Below are 14,070 nucleotides of genomic sequence, written 5' to 3'. Positions count from 1 at the left end.
TTTAAAATGTCATGCAGATACACAATAAAAACAAAAAAATCCAAAAAAATTTACTTTGTATTTTTTATTTTTAAGAAATGTTAACTTTATTATGCAAGTATGTCAACTTCATCGCCAATTTGTAAAATTTTTCCGTTTGAAGATGGGGATAATTGGGTGTTGACACTCAATCGGTAAAAGTGATTAAAAGGTGATGAAGCAACCCAATTTGGCAGAGTTGCTTGTCGCTGAGTTGCAAAGATTTTTTGGAAGTTTGGGTAAGCTTCCCCTAAGTAAGAATCGCGTGTTGGAACTATACAACGCTGACATGGGTTAACTCCAAAAAAGCGCACATCTCCTACTCGAAAGGAGACTAAATCACCTTGTTCACTAAATAGCTGATCTTCCCAAAATGCTGGTACACCATCAATCTCAATGTTGGCACGCATTCGACGGCGCATTTCATCTACACTTAAACCGGGAAACCATGAAGCTACTTCTACCAAAGTTGCCGTACTAATTACCGTTGGGCCAAGTGAGTGTGTATCATCAGGAAAACCCATTAGCGAGTTTTGTCCCAATGTGACAGAAAACTCAAAAAAATCACTCAAAGTTGCTTCTAATCTTTGGCGTTCTTCATCCAGATGAAAAGTTTGTTGTGAGTCCCCACCTGGAATGTGCAAGGAGATAGTTCTATTTAAGAGTGCAAATTGCGCCCTTAGTAAATGGATTTTAGCATGACGCTTGCCATTGACAAATCTACCCTGTTTGTCTATTAAAGCAAACTCGCGGTCATGCTGTAGTGCGCCACTGGCAAGAACTCTAGCGTTCTCAACTTCAACACCATCTAGTGACTTAACTGGATACAGTAAAATCTTTGCTAGGTAGGGCATCATAGCAATTTGGGATTTTAGATACTTCGACTACTTCAAGTTCGCTCAATACAAGTTTTGGATTTTGGATTAAAGATTGGTGATTTCGCAGTCCCCAATCTAAAATCTAAAATTTTTTTGTTACTGAATTTAAACACAATACATAACATCAGTCATCAGAATTCAGTATAAATTCGGTATGACTGGCGAGGCAGTGTTACTCAGTCCGCAAACGTCTGAATAATTGGGTTTAAAAAATACGCTAAATTTTTCTTGGGGAACTCACAAAGAACGATTTAGCAGTCAGTCTACAATTAATGCGAGTCTCTAACTTACTTAAGAGCAGAGTATCTCCCACTTTTTTGTTCTGAATTCTGGATTCAGAATCCTGAATTCTTATTGTTAATTATGGATATACTGGCAATTTATCGATTCCGCCAACATGATTTAGAGGCCAGAAGCGAACTACAGCACGTCCAATAATATTCTGACGGGGGACAACACCCCAGCAACGGCTGTCGTAACTACTGTTACGATTGTCACCTAGTACTAAATATGAATCGGCTGGTATAGTCTGAGGTTTTGCTAAAAAAGGTGGCTGTGGCCCTGATTGGCAAACATCAATGACTGTAGTCTGCCCAGAACTCAGGTAATTGGCTTCTGGAAGAGGTTTGTCGTTAATATAGACTTTGCCACCCTTAAGTTGGATTTTTTCTCCAGGTAAACCAATTATACGTTTAATAAAAGCATCCTGGTATTGTTCTTTTTGCAGTTCTTTTGTCGGTGAAAATACTACTATATCTCCCCGTTGTGGGTCAGAAAATTTATACTTCAACTTATCGACAATAATTTTGTCTGCTTCCCACTGGTTTGGCGTACCATGCAGAGTCGGTTCCATTGATCCAGAAGGAATCCAGCGTGCTTCAGCAACAAAGGTGCGAATTCCCAGAGCTAGAACAATGCTTAATACAATTGTTCTACCTAGCTCTGCGATCCAGGAATTATCGGGTTGTTGACTAGAGTTGTTATCAGACACTTGATTATGCATGAAATTACTTAATTTAACGAAAGATGTAGGTAATTAACTCGCCTAGTGAGACTTGATCTGTTAATCTTAACGGGAAAATTTTAATTTCCTAATCATGTTTGCATCTTGACTACCAATTTTAGATTGTAGATTTGAGATTTTGGATTGGGGTGTTTGTTCTGGGTCATAACTGGCCTCTGGTGGGCGGAATGAATGTAAAATAACCAAGCCGCACCCCTTCTAGGCTACGGTCAATCCCAAATCCATCTAAAATCCAAAATTGATTGACGGGGTTCTTCATAAATTAAAAATAAACTTTTTTTTAAAGCGCGGCAAAAATTAGTTACTCCGATCGCGAATAAGTTTAACCTAAAAGCATGGTTCTCTGTAATACATAACCCTCTGTTTAAACTTGGTTATCTTTATATCATCTCCAAAAAGTTTACTGATTCGCCGCGCTCGCATAATCTTACCCAATGGTGAACTGATGATTGGGGATGTGTTGACGCGCGATCGCCAAATAGTCGAAGTTGCACCAGAAATATCCAAAACATCACTAGCCACTGAAATTGACGCAGAAGGCTTAACTTTGTTGCCAGGAGTTATCGATCCGCAGGTACATTTCCGGGAACCTGGACTAGAACACAAGGAAGATTTATTCACCGCTAGTTGTGCCTGTGCTAAAGGGGGAGTCACTTCTTTTTTAGAAATGCCCAATACGCGCCCCCTGACAACAACCCAGCAGGCTTTAGACGACAAGCTAGAACGAGCCTCACATAAGTCCTTGGTTAATTATGGCTTTTTTATTGGAGCAACAGCAGAGAATCTACCAGATTTGCTTTTGGCAAAGCCAACACCGGGAATTAAAATTTTCATGGGATCGATGCATGGTCAGTTGCTAGTTGATGGCGAAACAGCATTGGAGGCGATCTTTACTAAAGGCGATCGCTTGATTGAGGTAACATCACAACATTTGTTACTGAATACTAGTGCTTATGAAACAATTGGCACATTAGCACAGATGAATCCACCTTTGCGATCGCCCCACGATAACGAAGTTCTCTGGCAAGCTTTGCGTGATGGTGTGATTGATTTCATTGCCACAGATCACGCGCCACATACCTTAGAAGAAAAAGCTCAAGAATACCCCAATACTCCTTCGGGAATGCCTGGGGTAGAAACTTCCCTAGCTTTGATGTTAACTGCGGCAATGCAAGGAAAGTGTACTGTGGCTCAAGTTGTCAACTGGATGTCTAAAGCTGTAGCTGTGGCTTATGGTATTCCGAATAAAGGAGCGATCGCACCTGGTTACGATGCCGATTTAGTGCTTGTAGATTTAAACACATATCGTCCAGTCCGGCGCGAAGAACTTTTAACCAAATGCCATTGGAGTCCCTTTGAAGGCTGGAACCTCACCGACTGGGCTACAACCACCATTGTCGGCGGTGAAATAGTTTATGACAAAGGCCAAGTAAATACGCAAGTACGGGGTCAAGCTTTAACTTTCTTATAGCAAATATTTATTTAAGCTTACGTAGTAGACAGATAATTATACATCAAAGCCATACTTGAACTGGCAAGATTTTCATCTATCCAGAGTCAAGACTAGACTAATGTGGTTTAGTTAAAGCCAAAAGGCGAAAATCCTTGTTTTCCTCCTTTACCCTTTTCACCAAAGAGTATTGACTTGTCGCTGTATCAGAAATTGCAACTTGAAACCTTGAATTTATTTATTAAGTGTTTCAAGTCAAATCTTCAATAACTATTCCCTTTCCACTATAAGACTACCTATTTATTCTTTTCTCTGTCTAGTGTCCAATTCTTACGAGCCGTTTTGCGTACCCTACGGGGATCTTGCTATACGTAGTATCTCTTAGAAAAAACATTGGCAGTTCGTTAAAAAAAACTTAGGTATTCTTTCAGTAGGATAAGAGTAAGCAAAATGGGAGCGGCTGGCGATTAATCTCATTTCATCCAGGTCATCTATTTCCTAGAAACATAATCAAAGAAATAATCAAGGAGAATTGTTATGTCCTTCAGAATTTTGGCTTTAGACGGTGGCGGTATTCGTGGAATTGTTGCAGCACGAATACTTCAACAAGTAGAAAAAGAAATTAGAATTCAGGGAAAAGGAGAGTTTTTACACGAATACTTTGACATGATTGCTGGCACTTCTACTGGTTCAATACTAACAGGAGGGATTGCTGTAGGAAAAGGGAGTGATGAACTAGTTAAACTGTATAGAGAGCGAGGTAAAGATATATTTCCAACCGCTAGGAAAGATCGCTATAAAGACTTTCCACCTATGATAAAACCAATTTTTGATGTCTTTTCAGAATCTAAATATTCTCATGATGGAATTACTAGCGTCCTCAAGGATGCATATAAATCCACAAAAATAAAAGATATTGAGAAACCCATTATCTTGATTCTTGCTTACGATACCCTATATCGCAATACAACCTTTTTTACAAATTGTCATCCCGACTTGGGAGACAGATGGTACGATGATTGTTATTTATGGGAAATATGTACTGCTTCTGCCTCAGCGCCCACTTTTTTCCCACCATATAAATTACAACCTGTAGATAAACAAAAATTTGGCGATTGGGAATTCCCACACATTGATGGAGGAGTTTCTGCTAATAACCCTTCTCTTGCAGCTTTAAGTCTAGTTCTGAGGATCAGTCAGTCTTTAGTCCCTCCAATAATCAAGCAACAATATAAACTAGATAATCTCCGATTGGAAGATATTTCTATCCTTTCTATTGGCACAGGCCAAACTGGTGAACCATATCAATATGAGCAAATAAGCAAATGGAAAGGCTTAGACTGGGTAAAAAATCTTACTAACATCTTTATGGAACCTACATCTGAGATTGATAGTACGATTTGCCGACAAATTATGGGTGGGTATGATTCTAAACGTTACTTACGTCTTCAATTTGACTTAAATGAGACGTTTAAACCCAAGCCAAAAGAGACTTATAAAGATCCTCGTATTGTGTTACCTCCAGAAGATCGAAAAAACCGATTCACAGGAAAAAAAGTCATTGAAGAAATGGATAATACTAATTCTGAGATTATTCAGCAGTTAATAGATACTGCCTCTGCATTCATTGAGCAAGGACTTACGTACTATACCAGAGACGACTCTGGTTCGCCGATAAAAAAGGCGATCGCCTCTTTCATTAGAGATAACTAGTAATTTTTTTGTCTCATTAATAAGAGAACGAACCGTAAATAAAGAGGTAAAGAATAAAAATTGAAAGGCTGATTCACCTATCATAATTAATGAAACAGACCACTAGTACTTTGCCAAGCTAACTTTGAGAGTTTGTAGTAAGGACTTCAGTCCTTATTACGAATTTCTTTATTCATCAAGAATTTCAAATTGACAGACTACGGTACATCCACGTAGGCAATAATTTAGGATAAAGCATCTCGTATTTTTACAGAAGTTATCGTAAAAATACGAGATGCTTTATTTAATATTTTCTTGATATTCAGTGCTAATTACAGATGTAAATACAAGATTTTATTGCTAAATCACAATATTAAAAATAATTTCAATCGTTTAGAAATTAGTCTATTTTATGTATAGTTTGTGAACTGAAATTGGGAATACTAAGTGTAAGGGAAGTTAAACGATTTATACAGAACTTGATTATTGCTTAACTTTTCTCTATTAGCTTTCGCCGCTAAATAATCTCAAATTGCTTCTTTGAATAGCAGTAAGTAACTAATCTGGTTCAACCAAGCTGACTAAATTCTGTAACAAGTCTCATATAACCCAACAACAGTTCATTTACACTTACTTGATTCGTACACCCATCTAAATCAGTTTTTAACTGTTTATGACAGCAATAAAGCTATTAGATGGCAATTTAGAAAATATATCCCGTTAAGTTAAGAATCACTGTAGGTTCAATACTATTCGTATAACCCTACTTAGATTGACTCTCTTTTTAAGAGCATAAGACAAAAAGTAGTCTCCCTTTTTAAAGAGAGATAGTGGGTTGCGAATTTCCCCAAATGTACAGTAACTGGCGTCGGCTTTGCTGACTGCTAATTTTCGATTGAATAAAAGCCGATTTAATATTTTTTGGTTGATATAACAATGTTAGTAACTTACAATGGCGAGCGTGGTAGTGGTAGATAGGAGGAGTGTAAAGTTCACCTTCGACTATTTGCAGAAATTTTTTAGTGTTGTGATTTAAAAAAGTGAAATCCCTCATACTTAAGTCGAGAGATAAGCTTAAATAGCGGCAATAACTTTGCTAATAGCACAATTGAAAGGTATAAGTTCGACTTGACGAGTGCCCTCAGGCCCATAAGTCAAACTCACACTCAGATAACTATCTGGCTTGTAAGGCAATCGTTCTGCCCATTCAACTGCCACAATTCCTGGTATGACTTCAATACCTTCCCAGTAACTCTCTAAATTCAGAGCTGCAACTTCTGGTGGTTCTAAGCGATATAAATCTAAATGGTAAAGCGGGAAGCGTCCTTCCGTGTACTCATTAATGAGTGTAAAAGTAGGACTGACAATAGGTTCAGAAATTCCTAAACCTTTGCCAATGCCTTGAACAAGTGTAGTTTTGCCAGCGCCTAAATCACCTTCTAGTAAAATTACACTGCCAGGAGTCAGGGATTCACCAAGAGTAATACCTAAGCGTAGTGTCGCTTCTGTATCTGCAAGAAAAATTTTCATAATTTAGGTATTAGGCATTAGTGATTACTGATTAGTCTAAACAAATGACAAATTTTCATTTTCCTTCATTTTGAATTTTGTTAGCGCAGCGTAAAGCCTTCTCTTCTCTTTCAGAGACGCTAACGCGAACGAGAGGCTTTGCCAACGCTATGAGCGAGTCCGCGTACCCCTACCGGGATCTTGCTACGCTTTTAGCGTCTCGTAGAGAGCGTCATTTTAAATTTTGAATTCCCCGAAGAGACTGCCGTCTACCGTACCACCGCAACAATACTTGTGCTAGTTTCTGCGGGTTGTGACGGACAAAACCTGTTTCATCTTCATATAAAACATTAGCTGGAACAATTCTTCGCCCTAGCTGAGTTACAACTTCTCTATCCAGAAAAACGGGATGGGAGTTTTGTTGGGCGTAGCGGATGAGTGATTGCTCTGAGGGGGATTTTTTGTGTATTAGTACAGCATCAAATAGCCGTCTTTCGCCACAAGCAGCATCAATTGCTCTGATGTGGTCAGCAACAGTGTAGCCTTCAGTTTCTCCTGGTTGAGTCATTATATTGCAGATATAAATACGGGGGGCATCTGTTTGAGCGATCGCATCGGCAATTTCTGGTACTAATAAATTAGGAATCAGGCTTGTATAAAGGCTACCTGGGCCAATAATAATGTAATCAGCTTCTTTAATTGCCTTAATAGCTGCTGGCACTGCTGGAGGATTAGCCGGAATGCAGCCAATTTTGACAATTTTACCGCCAGCTTTGGGAATGCTAGACTCCCCCTCAATCCGACGACCATCGGCTAATTCTGCCCAGAGGCGAACATCACTCAGAGTTGCTGGTAGTACTTGTCCCCGTACCGCTAGCACTTTAGAACTGGCTGCAACTGCTTGTTCTAAATCTCCAGTAATATCACTCATTGCCGTTAAAAACAAATTACCAAAACTGTGACCTGTTAAGCCATCTCCAGCGCGAAAACGGTATTGAAACAATTCTGTTAATAACTTTTCTTCATCTGCTAGTGCAGCTAAACAATTGCGAATATCCCCTGGTGGTAACACTCCAAATTCTTGGCGCAACCGTCCAGAAGATCCGCCATCATCGGCGACAGTGACGATCGCAGTAATATTAGCACTGTAGGTTTTCAGTCCCCTCAACAACGTAGAAAGTCCAGTACCACCACCAATTACCACTATTTTCGGGCCTCGGTACAATCGGCGATGAGCCATTAAAACATCAATGAGTTCCTCTCCGCCTTCTGCTCTCAATACCTTAGTAATTGAGCCGACAGTCCGAGTTTGCCCCCAAAGTACTAACAGCAAGCCGCCAAGCAGCACCAAAGGGCCGCTAATATAGTTGGGTAAGATGTTAGTGATTACGCCGAGGAAACCTCTAATCAACTCGATCATCAAAAAAATTGGGGTCAGCTTAATCCAAATAGCTAACCCCAAACTCGCCAGCAGTACACCCCCAATACTGATCAACAACCAACGTTTTACTGATAGTCCAGGGGATAACCATTTGAACCACTGGTTAACCCGATAGGAAGTACGCGAGCGCGACTGCTTTTGCAGGGCGTTGAGGGCTTGTCTGAAAAAACCAATTGACATACCTGATTCGGAGCAGTGCTACAAGTAATAATTAACAGAAAATGTACACCACTTGGTTTAAAACACTTGGCGTGAAACTATTATATTTGTCAATCCCATTAGACTAAGGGCAAGTGGTCAAAATTGCCAGTATTCCTATTTACAAAATTTTTCAGGTATTTAGACCACAACTGAGAGAGGAAGTAAGCAGTAGTGTAGTTCAATTACTTGAAAACTGCTGTAAAAAATATTCTGGCTTGGTAAAAGTGAATTTAATGGAAAAACGAATTTTAGGATTAGATCCAGGATTGGCAATTTTAGGATTTGGGGCAATTAGTTGTACACAAACTCCTAACAAGGTGCCAGAGACTACAGTAAATATGCTGGATTTTGGAGTAATTAAAACCTCGGCAGATGTAGAAATGGGACAGCGCCTATGTACCTTGTTTGATGATTTACACACTGTGATGGAGGAATTTAAACCAGATTTGGTTGCGATTGAGAAACTATTCTTTTATCGGATGTCAAGCACAATCCTAGTTGCACAGGCGCGGGGTATAGTCATTTTAGTGCTGGGGCAGCGTCGTCTTCCTTATGTAGAGTTTACTCCTGCTCAAATTAAACAAGCTTTAACAGGCTATGGCAATGCGGATAAGTCAGAAGTGCAAGAAGCCGTGGCGCGGGAGTTGGATTTAGATGAAATTCCTAGGCCGGATGATGCTGCTGATGCTTTGGCGGTGGCTTTGACGGCTTCTTATCAGCTATAGATTTGATCGCAAATAGTCAAATATATTCAAAGCCAATTACCGATCGCAATCATTGGGGCCCAATATGCAGGATGATCGTAAGCGGGATTGATACCTTCAGATGATGGTAATTTTTTAGCATGAATCATTCTAATTTGAGCTGTTTGCAAAGCCTCGGCAATACTCATGCCTGCGTTGCGATAGTTGGTGTAAAATGTTTTGACTAGTTCGGATGTCGATTGATCGGTGACACTCCACAAAGAGGCGATCGCACTTTTAACCCCAACTTGTAATGCAACTCCAGCTAATCCTAGTGTGGCACGGTCATCGCCAACTGCGGTTTCACAGGCAGTAAGTGTGAGTAGTTCGACGCTGCTGCTGAGGTTTCGTAGTGAGTTTTCTAATTGGTTGATGGTAAGTTTTTGGTTTTTCCCTGTGACAATGAAGGTGTCTTCAGGAATAATCCCAAATTGAGCATGACTAGCTATGTGGACAATGGGATATGTGGTTTGATCGAGTTTTTTCTGAAAACTTTCGGGGAGAAAATTATCATCGATCAGGGGGGTATGATTGGGAAATATACTTTCAATTGCACTGACTTCATCAGGAACTGCAAAAAGCTGTTCAAAAGTCTTGCCATCGATGGTGGCTGCTTTTGTCAAACCCAAAATTAATGCCTTTTGCGTGCTGCGATCGCGTAGTTTAGGTGTGGTAAGTCGTAAACTGGGAGTTGTAGCAACTGCGTAAGTTTCGACTAAATATTTCTTTTGTTGGCTGTCATAAAGTGCTGCCATTGGAACGCTACGCAAAAACCCATCCTGAATAAATACTAGAGTTTTGACTTTCTCCGGTTTGATATCCTCAGCAAAGGGGCGAATTATCCAATCATAAAGCTGCGCCGCAATTTTTGTATCGTAGTTAATTTCTTCTCTTCCTTTAACCAGTCCTGTACGAAACTCGGCAATTTTTTTCTGTAGCGTGTCGCTGCTAACTATTTTGTTTGTACCTTGTTGATTGGGGTCTTCAACCCACTTAAATTTAGTTGTCTGATTGGGTATCTGCAATAATATCCCGGTTTTACCATCTAAAATTATTGAACTCAAAAACCCAGTATTCTTAAACGCTACACTATTATCTTCGATGAGTTCACCCACCTGTTTAGGATTCAACCCACTCAAAATGCAATCATTGCCAAAATAATTCTGTAATTCTGCGAGTTTCAATGCATCAATGGTGTTAACTACTTTCGATAGTTCCTTCGCACGTTTTTCGTCTGCAATTGCCCCAACTCCTAGCAATTCGAGCCGCGACTGTGCCAATGTCCGGTATAATGGTCGAACGACATCACGGAAGTCAAACTGTACATCTCGTTCGGCGGTTAAAATATCCTGGCGGATGTCTTCTAAGGTGTCAAATGCTCGTTGATAAGATGCGATCGCTTCTTCTTTTCGCTTTTCTCTATCTAAAATTCTTCCTGCTTGCCACTCCCACAAATACAAGCTATCTTTTGCACTCAACTTGCTGTCTGCTGCGATGATAGCGGCTTGGGTATATTTTAGTGCTTTTTCATTTTTTAATGCTTTTTCATTATCTGAGCTACATTCCCAGAAATGGCCTAAAGCACCATTAGAATAAGAAATTAGGCGATTATCTTGTAATTTTTTACTTGTTAATACTGAGTTTTCGAGCAAATTTAATCTTTCGTTATCACCAGATAAAACCAGTTGATTTGGACAGGAGGTAAAGGGTGAAGTTCCTTTAGCATCGCGCTGCAAGTATGCTAAATCAATTTCTCCATAGACTTTTGTGGCTGAATCAGGCAAAGCTTCGATAACTTTTAAAGCATCCTGAAGATTTTTGTTAAACTCCTGATCATTAATAAATTTGCTCTTATTTGTATGGGAAGCCAACTGAATGAAATTTAATAATCCCCGCGCTTCTGCTAAAGGTTGTTTTTCGTTGCGGGCGAATTTTATACTATCCTGAAAATATTGGGCAGCTTTGTCATAGTCTGCTTGTGATTTTTGAGTAAATTCTTGTTCTTTACTAAAAATTCCAGCCTTATTTGCCGAATCGGCTTGTAACTCTCGCAATTGACCGCGACTTTTATAAGCATTACCCAAACTATTAAATACCAAAAATTTAGATTCGGGAGCAACTTGTTGCGCTGTGTTTAAATAGTTAATTGCTTGGTCGTAACTTCCGATTAAGCGATATGCTTCACCGAGAATACCCAAAGCCGCAAGCTGACCGCGTTTGTCGTTATATTTGGTGGCGATTTGTTCAGCACTCTCTGGAGTGCATTTTATTTCTTGACTTGGTTGATTTTCGGAGTTTTTCGACTTATCTACCAGTTTGCCGCACAAAAGTGCGATCGCTTTGCGAGGCTGTCCCAAATTGCTGTAAACTTGGGCGAGTTCTGATTTCATGCGTCCGACTTGCTGAATATTTTCCACCGCTTCATAGTCATTAATTGCTGCCGTAAGCGATACAATTGCTGCTTTATTTTCTCCTATTTGTTGGTAAGCACGCGCCAAATTTTCATTCACAACCGCCGTAACTGAAGGATTATTTTTATTTTGATTTAATGCCTCTTGCCAGTTTTTTATCGCCTCAAAAAAATCTCCAGCATTATAATTTTTAATTCCTTGTTCAACTAATCCATTGACATTCGGAGTTTGTGCAGATACGACTTGTCCACACAATAAACAAATTACGAAGGTTCCCAAAAATAATATTTTAATAAATTGATGACGATTTAGTTTTTGATATTGTGTGAAGAGATGAATTATTCTCTGTGGTTGCAAAAGCTCAGAAAGTAAGAGTTTGAGATATTTTTTTGGGGATTTCATATTTTAATTTAGTAATGCCTGGTTTTGATAGTATTCAGTTTAAATAAGTTAAGTTTTATACGTGATTAATGGCGATCGCTATTTATTCCCCATCAATTGATAAAGGAAATGCTTATGTAGCTTTTATTTTTAACTTACCAGAAATAGGCATCGAAAACCGAACTTTTGGAAAGTGTGCAGTTTTATGCAATTTGCCTTGCCTTTGGTGACTAGAAGTGCAAGCTTATAATATCCAGAAAAAAATACCCCTATGTTATGCAAGACTTTCAGGTACAACAGGTAATTTTATCTATAACCTTAGAAAATAAATTAAAGCTTGTAATAAGGACTTTAGTCCTGATAATCCTTGTTTTATCGAAACAGAATTCAGTTGAGTATTTTATGCGACTGGCGGATAGCGTAGCATTAGCAAGGAAAGATTGCCGCGCCTGAATCCCCCACTGATTCATTCTGACTTCTGAATTCTTCGTTTAATTATGCTGACCAACTTATTGTCGAGGTTCGCAGTCAGAATTTGTTAATGTTGCGATCGCCTAAAATGCTGGCAAAACTGGGGCTTTCTATTATACCTCATTTTTAAATCTAATCTTGATGCCTTTGCCCTGCATAAAATCGCATAATCTCCTTTAGGAGACATTAGTTAATTCAGTGAAAGCTTTACAATATAAGTGGGCGATACTGGATTTGAACCAGTGACCCCATCCGTGTGAAGGATGTGCGCTACCCCTGTGCTAATCGCCCAAGATTTCTTATATTATCATAAATTACTAAAATTGACGCTTACAAAAATACATTTCAATCAGGTTAATTATTTAGCTCCTAACATAATACAAGTCGATACAACTCTTAGGAACCAAAGCAACGCACTGACTTCCCTACTGATTGGATATTTTTTTGATTGCAGTCTTTTAGCTAAATTATTGACTCAATAGACATCTTGCAAAAGTTACTTTTGCCTTGATGTTGGGGAAAGGTTAAAAATTAAAGGGGAAGGGAAAATTCTATCCTTTCCCCTTTAACCCTTCCCTTTACCCCACAATGTCAAAAAGTCTAATGTTGGCAATGTCTACGGTAAGCGACTACGTAGCCTCGCTCTAGGCGTGGGGCCACTGAAGATTCATTTCTTTAGTTTATCTAAAGCCGCATCTCAGTTATCAAATTACCTTTCTAAGATAGAAGCAGCAACTATAAGTTGCCATACCCGACTAACACCCAATTAACAGCTAGTGGCTGCGGAGAAAACAAAAATGGCTAAAGCGCCAGAATCTATAGACTTATCTACTTACGACGCTACAGACAGAGCTTTAGATCGTGATTGTACAACCTTATCCCGTCACGTCTTACAACAACTTCAGAGTTTTTCGCCAGATGCACAAGATTTAAGTGCGCTGATGAATCGCATCGCCCTCGCCGGCAAACTGGTTGCTCGGCGGATGAGTCGCGCTGGTTTAATGGAAGGCGTTCTCGGATTTACTGGGGAAGTTAATGTGCAAGGCGAATCCGTCAAAAAGATGGATGTCTATGCCAATGATGTATTTATCTCAGTATTTAAGCAAAGCGGCTTAGTTTGTCGCCTGGCTTCTGAGGAAATGGAAAATCCTTATTACATCCCCGAAAATTGCCCCATTGGCCGCTATACCCTGCTATATGACCCAATTGATGGCTCATCCAACACTGATAATAATCTCAGTTTAGGTTCCATTTTCGCCATTCGCCAGCAAGAAGGCACTGATAGCGATGGTAAGGCAACTGACCTACTCGCCAACGGACGTAAGCAACTCGCTGCTGGATACATCCTGTATGGCCCTTGCACGATGCTGGTTTATACTATAGGTAAGGGCGTTCATTCCTTTGTCCTCGATCCCAGCTTAGGAGAATTTATTCTCACAGAAGAAAATATCCGCATTCCCAACCACGGTTCTGTTTATAGCGTCAACGAAGGTAACTTCTGGCAGTGGGAAGAATCTATTCGCGAATATATCCGCTACGTTCATCGCACAGAAGGCTACAGCGCTCGTTATAGCGGCGCAATGGTGAGCGACATTCATAGAATTTTGGTTCAAGGCGGCGTGTTTCTCTACCCAGGCACAATTCAAAACCCAGAAGGGAAATTGCGCTTGCTTTATGAAACTGCTCCTCTGGCCTTTTTGATTGAGCAAGCAGGCGGTCGTGCTACTACAGGATTAGTAAATATCTTGGATGTAGTACCAAAAAAACTGCATCAGCGCACACCTTTAATTATTGGTAGCAAAGAGGATGTAGCAAAGGTAGAGTCTTTTATTCAAAACGGACACTAGGTGA

9 protein-coding genes and 1 tRNA gene are annotated in these 14,070 nt (G+C 39.8%); 4 read left to right on the top strand and 6 right to left on the bottom strand.

The window, feature by feature from the left end; translation table 11 throughout:
* Positions 1-89 precede the first annotated feature (89 nt).
* Complete coding sequence (locus RMX98_RS01620; protein WP_322680716.1) at positions 90-872, bottom strand: MOSC domain-containing protein; 783 nt, start codon at positions 870-872, stop codon at positions 90-92.
* A gap of 385 nt (positions 873-1,257) precedes the next feature.
* Positions 1,258-1,899, bottom strand: coding sequence for a signal peptidase I (gene lepB, locus RMX98_RS01615; protein ID WP_322680626.1), 642 nt, complete (start codon positions 1,897-1,899; stop codon positions 1,258-1,260).
* Positions 1,900-2,302: 403 nt separating this feature from the next.
* Here lepB and RMX98_RS01610 point away from each other — a divergent pair, with 403 nt between their 5' ends.
* Both RMX98_RS01610 and RMX98_RS01605 read left to right on the top strand, forming a co-directional pair.
* Entirely contained in the window at positions 2,303-3,391 is a 1,089-nt protein-coding gene (locus tag RMX98_RS01610) for an amidohydrolase family protein (protein WP_322680717.1), read from the top strand.
* A gap of 516 nt (positions 3,392-3,907) precedes the next feature.
* On the top strand, positions 3,908-5,083 hold the full coding sequence (locus RMX98_RS01605; RefSeq protein ID WP_322680627.1) for a patatin-like phospholipase family protein: 1,176 nt from the start codon (positions 3,908-3,910) through the stop codon (positions 5,081-5,083).
* A gap of 1,053 nt (positions 5,084-6,136) precedes the next feature.
* Here RMX98_RS01605 and tsaE read toward each other — a convergent pair.
* Both tsaE and RMX98_RS01595 read right to left on the bottom strand, forming a co-directional pair.
* Positions 6,137-6,592, bottom strand: a complete 456-nt coding sequence (gene tsaE / locus RMX98_RS01600) for a tRNA (adenosine(37)-N6)-threonylcarbamoyltransferase complex ATPase subunit type 1 TsaE (protein WP_322680628.1) — start codon at positions 6,590-6,592, stop codon at positions 6,137-6,139.
* A 211-nt stretch (positions 6,593-6,803) separates the two neighbouring features.
* Complete coding sequence (locus RMX98_RS01595) at positions 6,804-8,192, bottom strand: gluconeogenesis factor YvcK family protein (RefSeq protein ID WP_322680629.1); 1,389 nt, start codon at positions 8,190-8,192, stop codon at positions 6,804-6,806.
* A 254-nt stretch (positions 8,193-8,446) separates the two neighbouring features.
* Between RMX98_RS01595 and ruvC the strand changes: the two genes are divergently transcribed.
* Positions 8,447-8,938 (top strand): crossover junction endodeoxyribonuclease RuvC, encoded by a 492-nt coding sequence (gene ruvC / locus RMX98_RS01590; RefSeq protein WP_322680630.1) that lies wholly within the window; start codon positions 8,447-8,449, stop codon positions 8,936-8,938.
* 26 nt (positions 8,939-8,964) lie between these two features.
* Here the strand turns inward: ruvC and RMX98_RS01585 are convergent, their stop codons facing one another.
* Both RMX98_RS01585 and RMX98_RS01580 read right to left on the bottom strand, forming a co-directional pair.
* A complete protein-coding gene (locus RMX98_RS01585) occupies positions 8,965-11,769 on the bottom strand; it encodes a CHAT domain-containing protein (protein ID WP_322680631.1) in 2,805 nt (934 codons plus the stop codon).
* Positions 11,770-12,438: 669 nt separating this feature from the next.
* A tRNA-Val gene (locus RMX98_RS01580) sits at positions 12,439-12,510 on the bottom strand.
* Positions 12,511-13,016: 506 nt separating this feature from the next.
* Between RMX98_RS01580 and fbp the strand changes: the two genes are divergently transcribed.
* Positions 13,017-14,066, top strand: coding sequence for a class 1 fructose-bisphosphatase (gene fbp / locus RMX98_RS01575; RefSeq protein ID WP_322680632.1), 1,050 nt, complete (start codon positions 13,017-13,019; stop codon positions 14,064-14,066).
* The last annotated feature ends 4 nt before the right edge of the window (positions 14,067-14,070 follow it).

Origin of the sequence: Nostoc sp. DedQUE02, assembly GCF_034531035.1 — a bacterium.
In the GTDB taxonomy this organism is placed as follows: domain Bacteria; phylum Cyanobacteriota; class Cyanobacteriia; order Cyanobacteriales; family Nostocaceae; genus Nostoc.
Note: the sequence above shows the minus strand (reverse complement) of the source record. Positions and strands in the feature narration are given on the sequence as shown.

Bases quoted from the DNA above. Each gene is read 5' to 3' on its own strand.
- RMX98_RS01620 (WP_322680716.1), bottom strand. From the start codon at position 872: ATGCCCTACCTAGCAAAGATTTTACTGTATCCAGTTAAGTCACTAGAT.
- lepB (WP_322680626.1), bottom strand. From the start codon at position 1,899: ATGCATAATCAAGTGTCTGATAACAACTCTAGTCAACAACCCGATAAT.
- RMX98_RS01605 (WP_322680627.1), top strand. From the start codon at position 3,908: ATGTCCTTCAGAATTTTGGCTTTAGACGGTGGCGGTATTCGTGGAATT.
- tsaE (WP_322680628.1), bottom strand. From the start codon at position 6,592: ATGAAAATTTTTCTTGCAGATACAGAAGCGACACTACGCTTAGGTATT.
- RMX98_RS01595 (WP_322680629.1), bottom strand. From the start codon at position 8,192: ATGTCAATTGGTTTTTTCAGACAAGCCCTCAACGCCCTGCAAAAGCAG.
- ruvC (WP_322680630.1), top strand. From the start codon at position 8,447: ATGGAAAAACGAATTTTAGGATTAGATCCAGGATTGGCAATTTTAGGA.
- RMX98_RS01585 (WP_322680631.1), bottom strand. From the start codon at position 11,769: ATGAAATCCCCAAAAAAATATCTCAAACTCTTACTTTCTGAGCTTTTG.
- fbp (WP_322680632.1), top strand. From the start codon at position 13,017: ATGGCTAAAGCGCCAGAATCTATAGACTTATCTACTTACGACGCTACA.